We start from the raw sequence: 20,123 nt of genomic DNA on the forward strand, positions 1-20,123 counted from the left end.
GACGAGAAGGAGCCCGCGCCGGGGGCGAGGTGGTGGCCCCAGGTGGTGGCGTAGGGCTTCGCGCCCTCTGCGAACCCGGCCATGACGTGCACTTCATGCCGCTCCTCGCCGACCGGCCGGGGAAGACCCTCGGAGCCTCGGCGACCCGCCGCGCGCCTGTGAGATCGTCAACGAAATTGCTGTACGGACTCGTGCCTTTGAATGCGGAATTCACCGGAGCCACTACTTCCTCCGCTTGCGCTGGCACTACCTTTTCGCCATTGCCAAAACTAGCGGCAGGGGCGAGCCGCAACAATTCCCCGAAAGGGTGACCACGAACCCGTTGGCGGATATCTGATAATTCCCCGCGGGAAAAGGAGCCGTCCTATTCCGGGGCGGGCTGCCCCTTCGGCGCGGCCTGCAGGACCAGCACCGAGAGGTCGTCCTCGACCGGTCCCACACCGAAATCGTGCGCCGCCCGCCGTACGTGCTCCGCCAGCGCCTTGGCGCCCATCCCGGTGCCCTCGCGCAACACCTCGGCAAGCCCGTCGTTGTCGTCCAGCTGCCAGTTGCCGCAGCGGCGTTCGGTGACACCGTCGGTGACGCACACCAGGGTCTCGCCGGGGGCCAGGGTGAAGGGGCTGGCCCGGAATTCGGCGCCCTCGTCGATGCCGAGCAGCATCTGGGGGTCGCCGGTCGTCGTCACGGAGCCCTCCGCGGAGAGGTGCAGTGGCAGCGGGTGGCCGGCGCTGGCGACCATGCCGCGCGCGCCGGCCCCGCCCGGATCGACCTCCAGCTCCCCGAAGAGCAGGCTCAGGAAGCGGGAACTGGCGAGTTCGCCGCCGATCGCCACGGCCTCCGCGCTCTCCTCGGCCATGGCGACGTTCAACCGGCCGAGCACCGACTCGACGCCGTGGCCCTCGCGGGCCAGCAGGCGCACCAGGTGGCGGGCCAGCCCGGTGACCGACATCGCCTCCGGGTCCTTGCCCTGGACGTCTCCCAGGAGGAAGCACCAGCGGCAGTCGCCCATCGAGAAAACGTCGTAGAAGTCGCCGCCGACGGTCTGGCCCTCGCCGTGCGGCTCGTAGACGATCGCGGTGTCGACACCGGAGATCGTCGCCAGCGACGCGGGCAGCTGCCTGCGCTGGAGGGCCCGGCTGATGGTGGTCTGGCGGGTGTACTGGCGGGCGGTGAAGACGGCCTGCGCCACCCTGCGCGCCACGTCCTCCACCATCCGCGCCACCGCGTCCGTCATCATCAGCTGCCCTGCCCGGCCGAGCAGCAGAACGCCCTGGTCGGTGTCGCGGGCGACCAGCGGGAAGGCAAGTGCGGATCCGCCGCCGGGGTCCCCGCCCGCGCTTTCCGGCCAGGGCCACGGCGTCCCGGCCATCCGGGCCCCGACCGCCGGTGAGTCCCGCTCCAGCTCGGCGCGCAGCGGGTTGATGCGCTGCTCGTCGACGTGCCAGACGCGGGACAGCTGCATGTCCGGCCCTTCGCCGGTCAGCCAGATGCCGCACCAGTCGGCGAGGCGGGGGACGAGCAGCTGCGCGGCGAGCGCGGTGACCATGTCCTGGTCGAGCTGTCCAGCGAGGAGTTCGCTGGTCTCGGCGAGGAACGAAGGGCCGCCGCGGTCGGCCCACTCGGCGGCGTTGCGCACATGGGGCCGGGATGGGGCGAGGCCCGTCGGCGGCTCGACGGGCGGTTCGGTGGGGGACGCCGCCTCGGGAGGCGGCTCGGCAGGGGGCGCCGCTGCGGGCGGTGGCTCCGCGAGGGGCGGCGCCGCTACGGGAGGGGGATCCGTGGGAGCCGGGGACTCGGGAGGCGGCTCGGCCGGATAGGTCTCGGCGTCGGGCACCTCCTCGCGGGAGGGGAGCGGCGGCGCCGTCACGTACACAGGGTCGGCGATCGCCAGGCGGAACCACACGGTCTTCTCCGCGTGGCGGTAGGTGACCCCCCACTCCTCCGCCAGGGCACCGACGAGCTGGAGGCCGTAGCCGGGCTCGTCGTGGCGGGCGTCCACCCCGCCCCGCACCATGCGGGAGGGGTGGCGGTCGGTGACCTCGACGACCACGCCGCTGGGCCTGCTCCCGGCCGTCGCATCGGGCGGGGAGGGCAGCCGCTGCTCCATTCGGCAGAGCACGTCGATTTCGGTGCCCGCGTACATCACGGCGTTCGTCACCAGCTCGCTGACCAGCAGGGAGACATCGTCCGCGAGGTCGTCGGCGACCGCGTCCGGGACGGCGCCCGCGGGCGCGTCGGCGGGTTCGGTCACCGTCCGCGTGCGCCCGGTCAGCACCGCCCGGACGAACTTCCGGGCGGCGGAGGGCGCGAGTGGGTTGGCCGGCAGCCCCTTGCGGGACACCGACTGCGTCGCGTGAGCGGACAGCTGTCCCACTGCGCCCCCTGGGTGCACCGGGGAAGAAGGAGTGTCGGGCGCTTTATACTATGACATACATGCCCAAACGGATCATTGGGGGGATGGTGCGACATGGCACTCGACCCGGCCCGGCCTGATGCCGCCTCTCCGCCCGCGGAGTCCCCTGATACCCCCGACCCGCCGGCCGCCTCGGCACCGGCCGCTTCGGCGGATTCGGTCACCTCACCCGACGGGCAGTGGGTACGCACGAGCGCGCTGCGGCCGCTGCTCGCGGCGATGAACGCCCTGTGCGACGGCGACTTCTCGGCCCGGGTGGCGAGCCCCGACGACGGCGTGGTGGCGGACATGACCGGCGTCTTCAACCGGATCGTCGCGCGGAACGCCCATCTGGCCCAGGAGATGGAGCGGGTACGCGGGGAGATCATCCGGCAGGGCCGCCTGGACGAGCGGATCACCGCGAGCCCCGGCCAGGGCACCTGGGCGGCGAACGTCGACGCGGCGAACACCGTGCTGGAGGCGCTCGTGGTCCCGGTGGCGAAGGCCACCAGGGTGCTGGACGCGGTGGCGGACGGCGATCTGACCCAGCATGTCGACCTGCACGACGGCAAACGGCAGATGCGCGGCGATCTGCGCCGCCTCGGCAGCGGCGTCAACCGCATGGTCGATCAGCTCTCGCTCTTCACCGGCGAGGTCACCCGCGTCGCCCGCGAGGTCGGCACCGAGGGCCGGCTCGGCGGCCGGGCCAAGGCGCAGGGCCTGTCGGGCGACTGGCTGCATGTGACCGAGGCGGTCAACACCATGGCGTCGCGACTGACGGCTCAGGTGCGGGACATCGCGGTCGTCACCACGGCGGTGGCGCGCGGCGACCTGACGCAGCAGGTCACGGTCGAGGCCACCGGAGAGCTGCTGGAGCTGAAGCTGACCGTGAACACCATGGTCGACCAGCTGCGGGCGTTCGCCGACGAGGTCACCCGCGTCGCCCGCGAGGTCGGCACCGAAGGACAGCTCGGCGGCCGGGCCCAGGTACGCGGCGTCTCCGGCGTCTGGAAGGACCTCACCGACAACGTCAACTTCATGGCGTCCAACCTGACCTGGCAGGTCCGCAACATCGCGCAGGTGACCACGGCCGTCGCCAACGGGGACCTGAGCCAGAAGATCACGGTGGATGCGCAGGGCGAGATCCTCCAGCTGAAGTCGACGATCAACACGATGGTCGACCAGCTCTCCGCGTTCGCCGACGAGGTCACCCGCGTCGCCCGCGAGGTCGGCACCGAAGGACAGCTCGGCGGCCGGGCCCAGGTACGCGGCGTCTCCGGCGTCTGGAAGGACCTCACCGAGAGCGTCAACTTCATGGCGGACAACCTCACCTCCCAGGTCCGCAACATCGCCCAGGTGGCCACCGCCGTCGCCGAGGGCGACCTCGGCAAGACGATCACCGTCGAGGCGAAGGGCGAGATCCTGGAGCTGAAGTCGACGATCAACACCATGGTCGATCAGCTCTCCGCGTTCGCCGACGAGGTCACCCGCGTCGCCCGCGAGGTCGGCACCGAAGGCAACCTGGGCGGTCAGGCGCAGGTCAGAGGGGCGTCCGGGGTCTGGAAAGACCTCACGGACAACGTCAACTTCATGGCGCTCAACCTCACCTCCCAGGTCCGCAACATCGCCCAGGTGACCACGGCCGTCGCCAACGGCGACCTGTCGAAGAAGATCGACGTGGACGCCCGCGGCGAGATCCTGGAGCTGAAGGACACCGTGAACACGATGGTCCAGCAGCTGCGGGCGTTCGCCGACGAGGTCACCCGCGTCGCCCGCGAGGTCGGCACCGAAGGACGGCTCGGCGGCCGGGCCACCGTCCACGGTGTCTCCGGGGTCTGGAAGAACCTCACCGACAACGTCAACTTCATGGCCGACAACCTCACCTCCCAGGTCCGCAACATCGCCCAGGTGGCCACCGCCGTGGCCCGCGGCGACCTGTCGAAGAAGATCGACGTGGACGCCCGCGGCGAGATCCTGGAGCTGAAGACCACCATCAACACGATGGTCGACACCCTGTCGTCGTTCTCCTCCGAGGTGACCCGAGTGGCCCGCGAGGTGGGCAGCGAAGGGCAGTTGGGCGGCCAGGCCCGGGTGGAGGGCGTCTACGGGACGTGGAAGCGGCTGACCACCAGCGTCAACGAACTGGCACTGAACCTCACCACCCAGGTGCGTGCGATCGCCGAGGTCGCCAGCGCCGTCACCCAGGGCGACATGTCCGGCTCCATCTCCGTGGAGGCCCAGGGGGAGGTCGCCGCCCTCAAGAACAACATCAACCTCATGGTCTCCAACCTCCGCGAGACCACCCGCGCCAAGGACTGGCTGGAGTCGAACCTCACCCGTATCGCGGGCCTCATGCAGGGCCACCGCAACCTGGTCGAGGTCGCCGACCTGATCCTGCGCGAGCTGACCCCGCTGGTGAACGCGCAGTTCGGGGCCTTCTTCCTGGCGGCGGCCGGTGCCGAGCCGGGCGAGGGGCTGGAGCTGATCGCCGGGTACGGCACCGGGCAGGCCGAGGGCCGCAGCTCGCTCCCCCGGCCCGGCGCCCCCGGGTGGGGACTGATCACCCAGTCCGCGACGGAGAAGAAGCGCATCATCGTCGAGGCGGTCCCGCCGGACTACATCACCATCCGCTCCGGGCTGGGCGCCTCCGCCCCGGCCGCCGTCGTCATCCTGCCGATCCTCTTCGAGGACCAGGTGCTCGGCGTCATCGAACTGGCGTCGTTCAGCCGGTTCAGCGAGGTGCACCTCGCCTTCATCGACCAGTTCGTCAACACCATCGGTGTCTCCATCAACACCATCCTCGCCAACTCCCGTACCGAGGCGCTGCTTTCGGAGTCCCAGCGACTGACCGCCGAGCTGCGCCAGCGCTCCGACGAACTGCAGCTGACCAACGCCGAGTTGGAGGAGAAGGCGGCGCTGCTGGCCACGTCCTCGCAGTACAAGTCGGAGTTCTTGGCCAACATGTCGCACGAGCTGCGCACCCCGCTCAACTCCCTGCTGGTGCTCTCCCGGCTCCTCGCCGACAACCCCGACGGGCGGCTCTCCGCGCAGGAGGTCGAATTCGCCGTCACCATCCACCGGGCGGGCTCCGATCTGCTCCAGCTGATCAACGACATCCTGGACCTGTCGAAGATCGAGGCCGGGCGGATGGACGTGCACCCCAAGGCACTGCCGCTGGACAAGCTGCTGGAGTACGTCCGGGCGACGTTCCGGCCGCTCTGCGTCGACCGCGGCCTCTCGTTCGACGTACAGGTCGGCGCGGGGGTGCCGGACGAGCTGTTCTCGGACGAGCAGCGACTCCAGCAGATCCTGCGCAATCTGCTGTCCAACGCGGTGAAGTTCACCTCGTCCGGCGGCGTCGAGCTGAGCGTCGAACGGGCGTCGGGCGCGGACTTCGACGAGGACCCGCTGCGCAAGGCGGACGCGGTGGTCGCCTTCGCGATCAAGGACACCGGCATCGGCATCCCCGCGGAGAAGCTCGACGCGATCTTCGAGGCATTCCAGCAGTCCGACGGCACCACCAACCGCAAGTACGGCGGCACCGGCCTCGGCCTGTCCATCAGCAGGGACATGGCCACGCTGCTGGGCGGCCGGATCGTCGCGGAGAGCGAACCGGGGGTCGGCTCCACCTTCACCCTCTATGTGCCCGCGCGCTACGCCGGGCCCTCCCCCGCGCCGGGCTCCACCACGATCCGGTCGTCCACCCGCGGCTCCGCGCCGACCGGGGCGGTGCTCTCCGTACCGGGCGGGCGGATCACGGCCCGCACCGAGACCCCGCCGGCCGCCCTGCCACCCGCTCCGGCGGCTCCGGCCGCTCCGACCGCTCCGGCCCCTGCCGCCGCGCAGGTCGCCGACGGCAGTGACGTCACCTGGCCGGAGACGACGCGGCTCAAGCAGTGGCTCAGCGGGCGCGCCGGGGAGGTACTGGCCAACCGGCTGGTCCTGATCGTCGATGACGACATCCGCAACGTCTTCGCGCTCACGCATGTGCTCGGCCGGGTCGGGATCAGCGTGAAGTACGCCGAGAACGGGCGCGAGGGCCTCGAAGTCCTCGACCGCGCCCCCGACGTGTCGCTGGTGCTGATGGACATCATGATGCCCGAGATGGACGGCTACGAGATGATCCAAGCGATGCGGCGCACACCGCGGTTCGCCGAGCTGCCGGTCATCGCGCTCACCGCCAAGGCCATGCCTGGCGACCGCGAGAAGGCCATCGAGGGCGGAGCCGACGACTACATCCCCAAGCCGGTCGATGTGGACGGCCTGCTGACGGTCATCTGCCGGCTCCTCGATCCACAGGGCGAGGCCCAGGACACCCAGGAGGAGACCTCCCCGGCCCCCGACGGGGAGGACGACGAGGGAAAGGCGGAGCCGCAGTCATGACCACCGCACCGGACACCTCCAGCATCCTCATCGTCGACGACATGGAGGAGAATCTCGTCGCGCTCGAAGCCGTGCTGAGTTCCCTGACGCAGAAGGTGGTCCGCGCCCGCTCGGGGGAGGAGGCACTCAAGGCGATGCTGCGCGAGGAGTTCTCCGTCGTCCTCATCGACGTGATGATGCCGGGCATGAACGGCTTCGAGACCGCCGCCAACATCAAGGGCCTCGACCAGACCAAGGACGTGCCGATCATCCTGCTGACCGGCGCGTCGGTCGATCCGAACTACGCCTACCGCGGCTACACCGTGGGCGCCGCCGACTTCCTGATCAAGCCGTTCGATCCGTGGCTGCTGCGCACCAAGGTCAACGTCTTCCTCGACCTGCATCGCAAGAACCGTCAACTCGCGGCGCAGGCAGACCAGTTGAAGCGGCTTCTGACCTCGGACAACCCACCCGAAGGCGCCCCGGAGGCAGCGGCTTCGGAGGACGCCTCGTCTCCGGAGAACCCCGCGCAGCCCGAGCCGGACAGGACCCCGGTGCTGACGGAAGGCCCGGCCGGCGACGCGGCGCAGCAGGACACCGCCCCGGGCGACGGCTCCGACGACTCGGCGCGGCTGGCCGAGATCGCCGGTCAACTCGCCCAGCTGGAACTGACGTTGCGCGACAACAAGGGCAGGGAGCCCGAGGGGCTGGCCGAGCGCATCGCCGACCTGGAGCAGGCCGTCAGCCGGCTGCTGCCCGACCGGGGCCGGTGAGCACCCGGACCCGGGCAGAGAGGTGCCGGGTATCGATGCGCTGCGCTCTCACGCCGACAGGGCGAGTTCCGGGTCCTCGCGGAGCTTGGCCAGGGCGCGGGAGACGGCGCTCTTGACCGTGCCCACCGAGACCTCCATGACCTCCGCGGTCTGCGCCTCGCTCAGGTCCTCGTAATACCTGAGCACGACCATGGCCCGCTGGCGGGGAGGCAGCCGCATCACCGCCCGCCACATCGCGTCCCGCAGGCCCTGCAGCTCCGCCGGGTCGGGGGCGGGCGCCGGGTCCGGCTCGGGAAGCTCGTCGCAGACGAACTCCTCGACCTTGCGCTTGCGCCACTGGGAGGTGCGCGTGTTGATCAGCGCGCGGCGGACGTAGCCGTCGAGGGCGCGGTGGTCCTCGATGCGCTCCCACGCCACGAAGGTCTTGGTGAGCGCGGTCTGCAGCAGGTCCTCCGCGTCGTTGGGGTTCGCGGTGAGGGAGCGCGAAGCGCGCAGCAGCACCGGCCGCCGGGCCCGTACGTAGGAGGAGAACGACGGGAACACAGTGGCGTTCGAGGCGCTTGTGCACACTGGCGTGGTCATGGCTCAACGCTAGAAGTGAGCGGGGCCCAGGGGATCGGCCCCAGGTGCCGAAGCACCGTCCCTCTCAAGTTGTACGTGCGGCGCCGCCTGCACCTCCTCAGGGCGGACCGGCGGCTCCTCCCCCCTAGGGCGTGGCCCTCGGGATCGTCCGGGCCCGCGACGGGCCCGCCGTGCCCCCGCTCAGCCGTCGGCACCCAGGACCATCCCCGAGGTGGGCACGCCGGTACCCGCGGTGACCAGGACCCGGGCGGCGCCCGGAGTCTGGTTGACGGACGTGCCGCGGACCTGGCGCACCGCCTCGGCGATGCCGTTCATCCCGTGCAGATACGCCTCACCGAGCTGCCCGCCGTGGGTGTTCAGCGGCAGGGCGTCCGCGGCGACGAAGCCGGCCGCCTCGCCGGGGCCGCAGAAGCCGAACTCCTCCAGCTGCATCAGCACGAACGGGGTGAAGTGGTCGTAGAGGATGGCCACATCGATGTCCGACGGCCCCAGGGCCGCCGTACGCCACAGCTGGCGGGCCACCACCCCCATCTCCGGCAGGCCGGTCAGGTCGTCACGGTAGAAGCTGGTCATCTGCTCCTGCGCGCGGCCGGCCCCCTGCGCCGCGGCCGTGATCACCGCGGGCGCGCGCCGCAGATCGCGGGCGCGCTCGGTGGAGGTCACCACGATCGCCTGCCCCCCGTCGGTCTCCTGGCAGCAGTCGAGCAGCCGCAGCGGCTCCACGATCCACCGGGAGGCGGCGTGCTCGGCGAGGGTGATGGGCCTGCCGTAGAAGTGGGCGGCCGGGTTGCGGGCGGCGTGCCTGCGGTCGGTGACGGCGACGTGGCCGAAGGCATCCGGGGTCAACCCGTAGGTGTGGAGGTAGCGCTGGGCGGCCATGGCCACCCAGGAGGCGGGGGTGAGCAGCCCGAAGGGAAGGTTCCAGCCGAGCGCCGCGCCCTCCGCGGACGGCTCGCGCTGCTGCACCCCGGAGCCGAAGCGGCGGCCGGAGCGCTCGTTGAAGGCGCGGTAGCAGACGACGACGTCGGCGATGCCGGACGCGACCGCCAGGGCCGCCTGCTGGACGGTGGCGCAGGCCGCGCCGCCGCCGTAGTGGACGCGCGAGAAGAAGGACAGCTCGCCGATGCCGGCCGCCTGGGCGACGGTGATCTCCGGGTTGGTGTCCATGGTGAAGGTGACCATGCCGTCGACGTCGGCGGGGGTGAGGCCGGCGTCGTCGAGGGCGGCCCGCACGGCCTCTGCGGCCAGTGTGAGTTCGCTGCGGCCCGAGTCCTTGGAGAACTCGGTGGCACCGATCCCGGCGATGGCGGCCCGGCCGCCGAGCGCATCGGCGCGGCGCACGCTCACCGGTCCGCCTCCGGGCCGTCGGTGGCGGGGACGGTGACGGTGACGGTGCCGGTCACGTGGTTGCCCAGCCCGTTCGCCCCGAGGATCCGCACCTGCGCGGTGTCACCGTCGACGGCGGTGACCGTGCCCCGCAACACCATGGTGTCCCCCGGGTGGTTGGGCGCGCCGAGGCGGATGGCGACCTTGCGCAGGACGGCCCGGGGGCCGAAGGCGTCGGTGACGTAGCGGCCGACGAGTCCGTTGGTGGTCAGGATGTTCATGAAGATGTCCGGGGAGCCCTTCTCCCGGGCGGCCTCGGCGTCGTGGTGCACGTCCTGGTAGTCACGGGAGGCGACGGCCCCGGCGACGATCAGGGTCCGGGTGAGGGGAAGGGTGAGGGGCGCCAGTTCGTCCCCGATGGCGGCGGGCGGCGTCATACGGGCTCCTCCGTCCGGTGCGCGGTCAGCAACTCACCGAGTTCTTCGAGCAGTTGGGCTCCGGATCCAAGACAGGCGCCGAGCTGTCTGCCCCATAGGAAGTGCCGGTGGGCGGGGTGGGTGACATCGGCGCCGATGCCGCCGTGCAGATGCTGGCCGGCGTGCACCACGCGGATGCCCGCCTCTGCCGCCCACCAGGCGGCGGTCATCGCGTGCGCCGCCGCGTCCAGACCCTCGTCACGGCGCCAGGCCGCCTCGTAGGCGGTGACCCGGATCGCCTCGGTGTCCATGTGGGCGTCGGCGGCCTTCAGCAGGACACCCTGGTTCGTGGAGAGCGGGCGGCCGAACTGCTCGCGGGTGGAGGTGTGGGCCACCGCTCGCGCCAGGGCGCCGGCGCACACACCGGCCTGGAGACCGGCGAAGGCGGTGCGCGCGGTGGCGAGCACCTCGTCGTACGGGCCCGGCCCTTCGGCGTCCCCCAGGGGCTCGGCCGGGGCGCCGTCCAGGGTCAGCCGCCCGGCCGACCAGGGTGCGGTGGTCGCCACCGGTACGACGCCCACGCCCTCGTCCGCGGTCCGTACGAGCCACAGCCGGCGGTCCGCGTCCGGAACCAGGAGCAGCGTGGCCTCGCACAGCCAGGGCACGACGGGGACCGTGCCGGTCAGCCGCGCCGGGGCGCGGGAGGGAGCGGACCGGGCCGCCCCCTGCCCCGCCCCTGCGGGGGCCGCCCGTACCGGGGGCGCCGCCCCGCCGTGGGTGAAGGCGCCGGCCGCCACCTCCGCCCCCGAGCGCAGCGGCGGCAGCAGCCGCTCACGCTGCTCCGGGGTGCCGTGCGCGGCGACGGCGAGCAGGCCGTGGACGCAGGTCGCCGCGAGCGGCACCTGCGCGGTGGTCCGCCCCTGCTCCTCAAGCAGCAGGACCAGACCGAGCAGCCCGATGTCCTCGACCGCCTCCGGCAGCCCGGCCGCGGTCAGGGCTTTCCACAGGTGCCCGTCGGCGGTCGTCCCCAGGGCCGCGAGCCGCTCGGGCGTGGACAGGTCCGTGAAGATCTCCGCGGCCAGAGCGCTCGCGGCCCGCTGCTCGTCCGTGGGTGTGAATTCCACGTCAGCCCTCCCCCTCGGCCCGGAAGACGGGAAGCTCCCATTCCTCGTCCACGCGCAGGAATTCGAGCCGTACCGGCATCCCGATGCGCACCTTGTCGTACGGCACCCCGATCACGTTGCTCACCATCCGCACCCCTTCCACGAGTTCGATGAGCGCCACCGCGTAAGGGCCGGCCGCGTCGGAACCCTGGCCGAGGCGCGCGAAGGCGGGGAACTGCGGGTGGTGCATGACCACGTACGAGTAGACGGACCCCTGACCGCTCACCTCGACGGCCCGCCACTGCGGCGACCCGCAGGCGTTGCACCCGGGCAGCCACGGGAAGCGCGGCGTCCCGCAGCTCTCGCACCGCTGGATCAGCAGGCGGTGCGCGGCGACGCCCTCCCAGAACCCGGCGTTGTCCCGGTTCACGACCGGCCGCGGGCGCCTGGGGGCCGAGGGCGCGGGCGCCTCGGCCGCGGTGCCTCCGGGCGCGGTGGCCGTGCGGGCTCCTGCCGCTTCCGCGGACGCCGGGCCGGACGCTCGCGCGGCGGCCGGTGCGTACTTGAGGACGCGGAAGCGATGCGTTCCGGCGAGCTCGCCGTCGGCCCGCACATCCATGCGCGTGGTCACGAAGTACCCGGTGCCCAGCTTGGTGGTCTTGCGCCCGGACACCGACTCGATCATCCCGTCGAAGGTGATCCGGTCCCCGGGACGCAGTGGCCGCAGATACTCCTGCTCGCAGTCGGTGGCCACGATGGAGGTGTATCCGGCGTCCTCCAGCAGGGCGGACAGCTCGCCGTACGCCGCCGAACCGTCGGTGTGCCCGGACAGGCCACCCATCGTCCATGCCTGCAGCATCGTCGGCGGGGCGACGGCATTGGGCCCGCGGTAGGCCGGGTGATCGTCCCCCATCGCCTCGCACCAGTGCCTGATCATCGGCTCGTTGACGAGGTCCTTGCCGACCCCGGCGGTGGCCGTCGCCCGGCCCTCGAAGCGCTTGAGCTTCGCGTACAGCGCGTCCGGATCTCCGTCCGCCCGTGCTCCCCGGCCCCGCTCCGCACTCCGCCCGCTCACCGGCGCCCCCTCCGCATGCCGAGCCGCATCGTCGCGACGATCTCGCGCTGCACCTCGCTCACCCCGCCCCCGAAGGTGTTGATCTGCGCCGCGCGGTTCATCCGCTCCAGCTCGCCGTCCTCGAAGACACCCGGTGAACCGGCCCGCACCAGGCCCGCGTCCCCCACCACTTCCTGGCACATCCGGTAGACCTCGACCGTGCTCTCCGTCCCGGCGAACTTCACGCCGGCCGCGTCGCCGGGGTGGAGCGTCCCGGCGCCCACGTCGCCCACCAGCCGCCAGCTCAGCAGCCGGGTGGCGGCCAGCCGGGCGTGCGCCTCGGCCAGCCGGGAGCGCACCCACGCCCGGTCCGCGGGCCGCCGCCCCGTCGCACGGTCCGGGGTCGTGGCGTACGCGAGGGCCGCGTCGAAGGCGTCCTCGGCCTGCATCCCGATGGCGGCCAGTGCCACCCGCTCGTGGTTGAGCTGGTGGGTGATCAGCTGCCAGCCGGCGTTCTCCTCGCCGACGAGGTTCCCCGCCGGCACCCGGACGGCGTCATAGGACGTCGCGGTGGTCGTCAGCCCGCCGACCGTCTCGATCGGCGTCCAGGCGAACCCCGGTGCGTCGGTCGGCACGAGGAGGATCGATATGCCGCGGTGCTTGGGCGCTTCCGCATCCGTGCGGCAGGCGAGCCATATCCAGTTCGCCTGCTGCGCGTTGCTGGTGAAGCTCTTGCTGCCGTCGATCAGCCAGTCGCCGCCCGAGCGGACCGCCCGCGTACGCAGCGAGGCGAGGTCGGTGCCCGCCTCCGGCTCGGTGTAGCCGATCGCGAAGACGAGGTCGCCGCTGAGGATGCGCGGCAGGAAGTAGTCCTTCTGGCTCCGGGTGCCGTAGGCCATCAGCGTCGGGCCGACGGTGTTCAGCGTGACCATCGACACCGGTGCGCCCGCGCGGTACGCCTCGTCGAAGAAGACGAACTGTTCGTCGGGGCCGCGGCCCTGCCCTCCGTACGCGGTCGGCCAGCCGAGGCCCAGCAGGCCGTCCGCACCGATGCGGCGGCGGACCGCGCGCTGCTGCGCGGGGTCCTCGACCGGGCCGTCCGGCATCAGCTCCCGGAAGTAGGAGCGGAGTTCCGTGCGCAGCTGCCGCTGTCGCGCGGTAGGGGCGAGGTGCACGTCGGTGGCCTCCCCTTCAGGTGGCGGGACGCCGGGCGCCGGCCTCCCGGCGCACGAACGAGCGAGAGGGTTTCTGACTGTCCGTCAGAAACCCTCTCGCTGTCAAGGTCGGCGCGGCGGACCCCAGAGCAGCCCCATTCACCGCCGCGCCGAACCTCGCATCACCCGCCGGTCATCCGCCGCCTCCCCGAGCGGCGGGGTGTGTCACCAGAGGTTGCTGAAGTTGACGGTCTCGTTGGCCTGGTCGATGCGCGTGAAGCCGGAGCCGTTCACGCTCGCGGTGTTGTTCTGGTTCGAGGCACCGGGCCCGTTGGCCACCTGCTGGGTGGACGTCGAGTTGCCGTTGTTGTTACCCCCGACACCGGAGCCCGACTGGCTCGTCGATGCCGCGCTCGACCCGTTGTTCGCAAGGCCGCCGTTGTCGGCCTGCGCCACGCCGGTGAAAAGGACGGCCGCGAAAGGCACGGCGGCCGCAAAGGCGATGACGCGGGCGGTACGGGTGCTTGCCATGTCTATTCCTCCTACGGAACACAACTTCGGAACCTGCTGGAACTCATCGATCCGGAGACGCCCACGCTGCCTGCGTCCCCTTTGGAAGCTCTTGAAGTGCAGGAACTCCGTTTGTTCACCGAGCAGTTGGCCACCTGCCGCAGTGCTTGTCTCGACGTCGCGAACTCAGGATTGCCCACCGAATCCCCGGCGAACCCGTCAGGACAGGTCGATTCCCTCGCAAGCATGAGGAACCCCGCGTAAACCCGGACCGCGCCTCGGCGCCCCCACTCGCGCCCCTCTTGCCCCCCTCCGCCATACCCCGGCCCCGGTCGGAGGCTTCCCGCAAGGGCAGCGGCGACCGTGAATTTTTCGGCCCACCCCCGGCGCGCGGCCTACCCCCCTTCCCTTCATCGAACATTCGTACGAAAATAGATCCATGGCCACGCCACGACGCCATACGGAACCGCCCCCGGGCCCCACCCCACGCACCCAACCGGCAGCGGACACCACCCCACGCCCGGAAGACACCCAGGAAGGAGCTCCGGAAAGCCCCGGCTCCCCGCCGCTCCTCCTCGCACCCGCCGACGCGCATGCCGCCGCCCTCGCGCACGCCCTGAGCGCCGCCGCCCGCGGCTACGCCGTCATCCCGCTGACCCGCACCAAGCTGCCCGCCGTCCGCTCCCCGCACCGCGGCCACCCCGAGTCCCCGCCCTGCCGGGGCGCCTGCGGCCGCCCCGGTCACGGCGTGCACGACGCCACCACCGACCCCCTCGACATCCGCAGACTGTTCGCCGCCGCCCCCTGGGCCACCGGCTACGGCATCGCCTGCGGCCTGCCGCCGCACCACCTCATCGGCATCGACCTCGACACCAAGAACGGCGCGGACAGCCTCACGGCCCTCCGGTTCATCGCCGAGGCCCACCGCTTCCCGCTCCCGCCGACCGTCACGGTCCTCACCCCCAGCGGCGGCCGCCACCTCTGGCTGACGGGTCCGCCGTCACCACCGGCCCCGCGGGTCCCCAACTCCGTGGGCCGCCTCGCCCCGGGCATCGACATCCGCGGCGCCGGCGGCTATCTCGTCGGCCCCGGATCCGTCACCGTCCACGGCCGCTACGTCCTCGCCCCCCGCACGCCCGAGCACCCCGCCCCGGCGCCCCGAGGTCTGCTCACCCTCCTCACATCACCCGCGGCCCCCGCACGCCCCGACGCCCCGCAGGCCGTACCGCCCCAGCCCGCCGGCGCCCTCGTCCGCTTCGTCCGCAGCTCCCCGGCCGGCCAACGCAACGCCCGCCTCTTCTGGGCCGCCTGCCGCGCCCACGAATGCGGCCTCGGGCCGGAACTCTCCGCCCGCCTCCTGGCCGCCGCCCGCGACACCGGCCTCACCGAACAGGAGGCCCGCGCCACACTCGCCTCGGCCGCCCGCCGCTGAGGCGGCCCCGGCGTACACCTCACACCGGGCCGCCGGGCCCACGCGACACCTTCCCGCTCACGCGCCGCGACCGGGCTCACGCGCCCGGCTCCCGCTCACAGGTCCTGCTCCGGGCCACGCGCCCCGACTCCGGCCTGCGCGACCGGCTCCTGCTCACGCACCGGTCTCCGGTTTGCGCGCCTCGATCAGGAAACGGGTGGTATGCGCGACGAACGCCCCCTCCCGGCGGATCAGCTCATCCAATTCCCGCAGGCGATCGCGGTATTGATCGACGGTGAACCCCGGGACCATCCAGATCACCTTCCGCAGGAAGTAGACGACGGCCCCGATGTCGAAGAACTCCGTCCGCAGCGACTGCGTACGCAGGTCGACCACCTCCAGTCCGGCCGCCTCCGCATCCCGCCGGGCGTCCTCGGGGTGGCGGGCGCGCCGCACTTCCTCCGGCTGCGGCCCCAGGAAGAACTCGACCAGCTCGAACACGCTGGCAGGACCGACCTGCTGGGAGAAATACCGCCCACCGGGACGGAGCACCCGGGCGATCTCCGACCACCACACGGTGACCGGATGGCGGCTGGTCACCAGGTCGAAGGCGGCATCGGCGAACGGCAGCGGCGGCTCGTCCTCGTCGGCCACCACGACGGCGCCGAGCGGATGCAGCACATCGGTGGCCTTGGCGACATTCGGCGGCCAGGACTCCGTGGCCACCATCACCGGCGGCAGCGGCGCGGCCCCCGCCAGCACCTCACCGCCGCCCGTCTGGATGTCCAGCGCCGCCGAAGCCTTCGCCAGCCGCTCGCCCATGGAGCGTTGGTATCCCCACGACGGCCGCTCCTCCGTGGCCCGCCCCGCCAGCCAGGAAAAGTCCCAGCCCGCCACGGAGACCGACTCGGCCTCGGCAATCAGATCCTCAAAAGTACGGTCCATACCTACATATTCACGGCAAAAGCTCAGCTGGGCCAACGATTTACGCCCGCGGTGCCACGATCGCCCCCGGTCCCGCCGCGTGCCCCGGACCGCGGGCACGGAACCCACCAGGGGCGCCCTCCCGTCACGCCCCGCCTCGCCCCTCCCCTACCGGTCTACTCCTCCGCCACGTCGATCACGAACACCGGCCGCTCCCACCGCACGCCAGGCGGATTCGCGGGCTCCGTCCCACCGGGCCGGGCGCCCATGCTCCGGTAGAAACCGGCCGCGGGCGGATGCGAGACGACCCGCACCCGGGCCAGACCGGCACGGCGCGCCTCCTCCCGCATGTGCTCCATGAGCAGCCGTCCGATCCCGGCCCCCTGCTCCTGGTCCGCCACGAACATCAGGTCCAGCTCGGGCGGATCGACCACCAGCGAGTAGAAGCCCAGCAGCCGGCCGTCCCGCTCGTCATCCACGGCCACGAACACCCGGTGCGCCTCGACGTAGTCCGGCCCCACCCGGTACCCGTCGACCGCCGAGGCGTACAGGCCCTCGTAGGCCCCGGAACCCCGCACCATGCGACTGATTCGCTTGGCGTCGCGGGCCACCGCCCGCCGAATGGTCACCCCGGCGCCTGCCCGGCCCCGCGCCCCCGCACCCCGCGAACCCATCGCGCCCACTCCCTCTCACCGGCTCCCGGCCGCCGCGCCCCCGAAACGGGCGCGGCCACCCGGCCGTGTACCGCCGCCCCAAAAAATGGGGCCATCACCTGCAGGTTTGCAGCCCGCGGAGGCTGTACGCAACGTCATCGCGGCCCGGCCGCCGCCAGGGTTCACCCGCTCCTCGTGCCCGTAGGCCCACCAGCAGACACGACCGGCAGCGGAACCGCCGGGACGGACGGCCCACATCTCGGCGACCACCTAGCCGACGGCCCGCCTCTCGGCGATCACCGGCCGGACGGCTCACTTCTCGGCGATCACCGGGGCGATCATCCTGCGGAGTTCGTCCTGCTCCAGCGCCCCGAGCGTCCGGGCGGCGGGCCGACCCTCGCGGTCGAGGACGACGGTCGCCGGGATCGCCTGCACATTGAGCGTGCCCTTGGGAAAGCGCAGCAGCAGTTTCGCGGTCGGATCGAACAGACTCGGGTAGGGCATCTTGTGCCGCTCCTCGAAGCTGACGGCCTGCGTTTTCTCCGCGTCGCCGACGTTGATGCCCACGAACGCGACGTCCCGGCCCTTACTCGCCTTCGCCACCGCGGCGAAGTTCGGCGCCTCGGCGATACACGGGCCACACGTCGAGCCCCACACATTCAGGACGACGACCTTGCCCTTGTAGTCGGCGACATCCAAAGGCTTACCGCGCGTGGTGGAACCGGAGATATCGGGAGCCGCCTTCCGGTCCGCCACGGGAATCGTGCCCACTCCGCCCTTCCCCCGCACGAAGTCCGCCCGGGAATCGTCGTCCGATTCCGCGCCGCCACAGGCGCTCAGGCTCAGCGCGGCAACCCCCGCAAGCAGGGCTCTACTCCAGTACTGCGAGGGGAAGTTGAGGACGCGGCAGGCACTCATGGTTCAGCAGTTTTGCACGAGCCGGGAACAAGGATTCACGCGGGCCGGGCAGACCGCCACTCCGCCCCAACAGGCCGGCCCACAAAGGAATCTCCACCCCCCGGAAACCCTCACCGGAGAAGTCTCCGGCCGCCTCTCGGAACCCTTCCACCGTGTGGCACGTCCTGCCATGAAGCAGAAGGGAGAACCCACAAGTGCCCACCACCGCACGCCGCGCCTTCCGGGCAGGCGGCGCCCTGTTCGCCCTGGCGGTCATCGCCTGGGGCGTCATATCCCTCCTGCCGACGCCTGCCACCAGGGCCGCGGAGCAGGTGGAACGGCAAGCAGGGATGCACCACGACCAACACGAGCCGGCCCAACGCTTCTACGTCCCGACATCCGCACACAGCAAGAATGGCGTCGCAGTCCTCCGCTACCGGGTGCACGGCAGCCAGGATTCCTGCGTACGCGACTTCCTCAGAACGTACGAAATCAAGGCCGAGCCCCAGAACGTCACGCGCCTCGAAACCACCTACAGCGATGACACCGGGAACACCCACCGCCTGATCACCGTCGCCTACGAGCACCCCGCCGCCCCCGGCAAAGACACCCGCTCCGACAACACAGCAGCCCGGATAACCGTCACCGCAAGGCCCCCCACCGACGGCTGAGGTCGAACCCGCCGCAAATGGGGGACGCACGAGGACTACATGGGCCCCCTTCCGAGGTCCCCCTTGTCGTCGGCCTGCTTGCTTTCCTGCTCCAGCATCCGGGCCCTGGCCTTGAGCAGCATTCGCGCATCCGGGTCGGTGGCCCGCTCCGCAGCCTCTTTCAGCTCCTCTGCCTTGGCACGCATCTGCTGAATACGACCATGGTCGAATTCACTCATGATCACTCCCCGAAGTGGAGAGACAACTGACCACTTCAGGACACCAGCGCTTGCGCCCCCATGCATCTCGAACCACCGACACCAGGCAGCCACACCCACCCGCAACCGCGCCCCGGACAACCGCCAGGCCCCACGAAGGCCACGCCGAGCACTACGCCGTTCCGCCGGAACCGGCCGCGGCGGCGAGGAGTCCCCAGCACGCAGAAGGGGCACCCGATCCCCTCAGGCGCCCCTCTGACCAGCTACTTCGCTCACCTCGACGCTAGCTGTGGGACGTCAGCCCACAGTGCCGTCGCCGCCAGGAGCGCGGCTTACGGGTGGTACTTCTCCTCGACCGTCTCACCGGCGCCGGACTTGGTGTCCATGGTGACGCGGACGGTCACGCTGCCGGTCTTCGCGGCCTTCTCCAACTCGTCCACGGTGCACTTCAAGGTGCCGTAGCCGTCGTCGCCGATGGACACGTTGCCGGAGTCGTCCGAGCAGATCGAGGCCGCGCCGAGGATCTTCGTGGCGTTGGCGACGAAGAACGCCTGATCCGTGCCACCGCCCTCGGGCTTGACGATCAGCTTGCCGGGCGCGAGGTACTCCAGCTTGCCGACGATCGTGCGGTGGTTACCGGCGTGCGCGACGCCGCCACCCCCGGCCGAGGAGGACTCGCCGCCGCCCCCTGCGGCGGACGACGCCGAGGCGGACTCACCGCCGGCCTGGCCCTGCGAGCCGGAACCGTCCGAGGAGGAGCCGCCCGTGGGCTGCGCCGAGGGCGGCGCCTGCTTCGAGTCGGACGCGGCCGAAGAGCCCGAGGCCCCCGCCGCCCCGGAGCCCTCCCCGCAGGCCGTGACCCCCATGCCCAGCGCCGCGGCTGCCACGACAGCGACGGCGATACGGCGGCCGGCGCGGCCGCGGAGGCGGTTGGTGACGGTGGCGGTGTTCATCGTGTACTCCCGTTGCTCTGTTCTCTCGTCTCGTTCCCGGACGACACCAAGCTTCGAAGATCAAGTTGGCGTTCCACTAACAGACGACTAATGCGCCACCCCGGACCGTCCGAAGCACGCCCCGACCTCGGCCGCGACGCCCCTCCCCAACTCCCCAACCGACAACAGCCATCCGAAGCGCAGCCCCCGAAGCCGGGTGTGCAGACGGCGAACAAGCCACCGCCTCGGCCCCAGGAAGGCCCCCCGCCACTAGGCAGCCCTTCCTCACGTCCATGAGCGGATCCCCGCTCTGCGCCGGCAGAGGTCGGCCCCGGTGAACGAACGGCGAAAGGCCGTACGGGGCAGGTGCGTTGAAACGGCGAGCCCGCAACACCACTCGCTCCACCCCCATCCCCGTACTCACCCCCACCCGCAACCGCACCCTCATCCGATCGCGGAGTACACAGCCGTCCGGCTACGAGCGCCCTCGAAGGCGGTCGCACCGGCTGAGCTGGACGGAGGTGACCGGCTGGCCGGCTGACCGGCCGCAGCTTGGCCGCGCGCGCCGGTCACAGGCGGGATACACGCGAACCGAGGTGAGACAGAACGAACGCAGAAGGGGTGCCCGATTCTCTCGGGCACCCCTTCTGACCAGCTAGTTCGCTGACCTCTGCGGAGGCTGTGGGATTTGAACCCACGGTGGCGTTGCCGCCACGACAGTTTTCAAGACTGTTCCCTTAGGCCGCTCGGGCAAGCCTCCCCGCGA

17 protein-coding genes and 1 tRNA gene are annotated in these 20,123 nt (G+C 71.5%); 4 read left to right on the forward strand and 14 right to left on the reverse strand.

All coding sequences use genetic code 11. The features are described from left to right. Positions 1 to 364: 364 nt before the first annotated feature. Positions 365 to 2,374 carry a SpoIIE family protein phosphatase gene (locus QOM21_RS17630; RefSeq protein ID WP_407551223.1) on the reverse strand — a complete coding sequence of 670 codons (2,010 nt, stop codon included), beginning with the start codon at positions 2,372 to 2,374 and terminating at the stop codon, positions 365 to 367. A 93-nt stretch (positions 2,375 to 2,467) separates the two neighbouring features. Here QOM21_RS17630 and QOM21_RS17635 point away from each other — a divergent pair, with 93 nt between their 5' ends. Together QOM21_RS17635 and QOM21_RS17640 are read left to right on the forward strand one after the other, a co-directional pair. Beyond that, positions 2,468 to 6,775, forward strand: coding sequence for a HAMP domain-containing protein (locus tag QOM21_RS17635; RefSeq protein WP_407551225.1), 4,308 nt, complete (start codon positions 2,468 to 2,470; stop codon positions 6,773 to 6,775). After that, positions 6,772 to 7,527 carry a two-component system response regulator gene (locus tag QOM21_RS17640; RefSeq protein ID WP_407551227.1) on the forward strand — a complete coding sequence of 252 codons (756 nt, stop codon included), beginning with the start codon at positions 6,772 to 6,774 and terminating at the stop codon, positions 7,525 to 7,527. The genes QOM21_RS17635 and QOM21_RS17640 overlap by 4 nt, the downstream gene beginning before the upstream one ends. 48 nt (positions 7,528 to 7,575) lie before the next feature. Here the strand turns inward: QOM21_RS17640 and QOM21_RS17645 are convergent, their stop codons facing one another. The 7 genes from QOM21_RS17645 to QOM21_RS17675 form a co-directional block, all read right to left on the reverse strand. After that, positions 7,576 to 8,109 carry a SigE family RNA polymerase sigma factor gene (locus tag QOM21_RS17645; protein WP_407551229.1) on the reverse strand — a complete coding sequence of 178 codons (534 nt, stop codon included), beginning with the start codon at positions 8,107 to 8,109 and terminating at the stop codon, positions 7,576 to 7,578. 180 nt (positions 8,110 to 8,289) lie between these two features. Next, positions 8,290 to 9,456: a lipid-transfer protein gene (locus QOM21_RS17650; protein ID WP_407551230.1), complete on the reverse strand. Its 1,167-nt coding sequence runs from the start codon at positions 9,454 to 9,456 to the stop codon at positions 8,290 to 8,292. Then, positions 9,453 to 9,872 (reverse strand): MaoC family dehydratase, encoded by a 420-nt coding sequence (locus QOM21_RS17655; RefSeq protein WP_407551232.1) that lies wholly within the window; start codon positions 9,870 to 9,872, stop codon positions 9,453 to 9,455. Before QOM21_RS17655 ends, QOM21_RS17650 begins: the two co-directional genes overlap by 4 nt. Then, on the reverse strand, positions 9,869 to 10,975 hold the full coding sequence (locus tag QOM21_RS17660) for an acyl-CoA dehydrogenase family protein (RefSeq protein WP_407551234.1): 1,107 nt from the start codon (positions 10,973 to 10,975) through the stop codon (positions 9,869 to 9,871). Before QOM21_RS17660 ends, QOM21_RS17655 begins: the two co-directional genes overlap by 4 nt. A 1-nt stretch (position 10,976) precedes the next feature. After that, the gene (locus QOM21_RS17665) at positions 10,977 to 12,029 is read right to left on the reverse strand and encodes a bifunctional MaoC family dehydratase N-terminal/OB-fold nucleic acid binding domain-containing protein (protein WP_407551236.1); all 1,053 of its coding nucleotides are present in this window, start codon (positions 12,027 to 12,029) and stop codon (positions 10,977 to 10,979) included. Continuing rightward, positions 12,026 to 13,183, reverse strand: coding sequence for an acyl-CoA dehydrogenase family protein (locus tag QOM21_RS17670; protein ID WP_407551237.1), 1,158 nt, complete (start codon positions 13,181 to 13,183; stop codon positions 12,026 to 12,028). The genes QOM21_RS17665 and QOM21_RS17670 overlap by 4 nt, the downstream gene beginning before the upstream one ends. A 204-nt stretch (positions 13,184 to 13,387) precedes the next feature. Continuing rightward, positions 13,388 to 13,693, reverse strand: a complete 306-nt coding sequence (locus tag QOM21_RS17675) for a hypothetical protein (protein ID WP_407551239.1) — start codon at positions 13,691 to 13,693, stop codon at positions 13,388 to 13,390. Between the two features lie 418 nt (positions 13,694 to 14,111). Here QOM21_RS17675 and QOM21_RS17680 point away from each other — a divergent pair, with 418 nt between their 5' ends. Beyond that, on the forward strand, positions 14,112 to 15,104 hold the full coding sequence (locus tag QOM21_RS17680; RefSeq protein WP_407551241.1) for a bifunctional DNA primase/polymerase: 993 nt from the start codon (positions 14,112 to 14,114) through the stop codon (positions 15,102 to 15,104). Positions 15,105 to 15,257: 153 nt separating this feature from the next. Here QOM21_RS17680 and QOM21_RS17685 read toward each other — a convergent pair whose 3' ends face one another. The 3 genes from QOM21_RS17685 to QOM21_RS17695 all read right to left on the reverse strand — a co-directional run bounded on the left by QOM21_RS17685 (position 15,258) and on the right by QOM21_RS17695 (position 17,578). After that, the gene (locus QOM21_RS17685) at positions 15,258 to 16,028 is read right to left on the reverse strand and encodes a class I SAM-dependent methyltransferase (protein ID WP_407551243.1); all 771 of its coding nucleotides are present in this window, start codon (positions 16,026 to 16,028) and stop codon (positions 15,258 to 15,260) included. Between the two features lie 155 nt (positions 16,029 to 16,183). Next, positions 16,184 to 16,681, reverse strand: coding sequence for a GNAT family N-acetyltransferase (locus tag QOM21_RS17690; RefSeq protein ID WP_407551245.1), 498 nt, complete (start codon positions 16,679 to 16,681; stop codon positions 16,184 to 16,186). Between the two features lie 291 nt (positions 16,682 to 16,972). Next, the gene (locus tag QOM21_RS17695) at positions 16,973 to 17,578 is read right to left on the reverse strand and encodes a TlpA family protein disulfide reductase (RefSeq protein WP_407551247.1); all 606 of its coding nucleotides are present in this window, start codon (positions 17,576 to 17,578) and stop codon (positions 16,973 to 16,975) included. Positions 17,579 to 17,772: 194 nt separating this feature from the next. Here QOM21_RS17695 and QOM21_RS17700 point away from each other — a divergent pair, with 194 nt between their 5' ends. After that, positions 17,773 to 18,228, forward strand: a complete 456-nt coding sequence (locus QOM21_RS17700; protein WP_407551249.1) for a hypothetical protein — start codon at positions 17,773 to 17,775, stop codon at positions 18,226 to 18,228. 35 nt (positions 18,229 to 18,263) lie between these two features. On the opposite strand, the gene QOM21_RS17705 is transcribed toward QOM21_RS17700, so the two are convergent. From QOM21_RS17705 to QOM21_RS17715, 3 genes are all read right to left on the reverse strand, one after another. Further along, complete coding sequence (locus QOM21_RS17705) at positions 18,264 to 18,446, reverse strand: DUF6381 family protein (protein ID WP_407551250.1); 183 nt, start codon at positions 18,444 to 18,446, stop codon at positions 18,264 to 18,266. 311 nt (positions 18,447 to 18,757) lie between these two features. Next, positions 18,758 to 19,378, reverse strand: a complete 621-nt coding sequence (locus tag QOM21_RS17710; RefSeq protein WP_407551252.1) for a hypothetical protein — start codon at positions 19,376 to 19,378, stop codon at positions 18,758 to 18,760. 652 nt (positions 19,379 to 20,030) lie between these two features. Continuing rightward, a tRNA-Ser gene (locus tag QOM21_RS17715) sits at positions 20,031 to 20,117 on the reverse strand. Positions 20,118 to 20,123: the final 6 nt, after the last annotated feature.

This window comes from Streptomyces sp. Pv4-95, assembly GCF_045782725.1.
GTDB lineage: Bacteria > Actinomycetota > Actinomycetes > Streptomycetales > Streptomycetaceae > Streptomyces.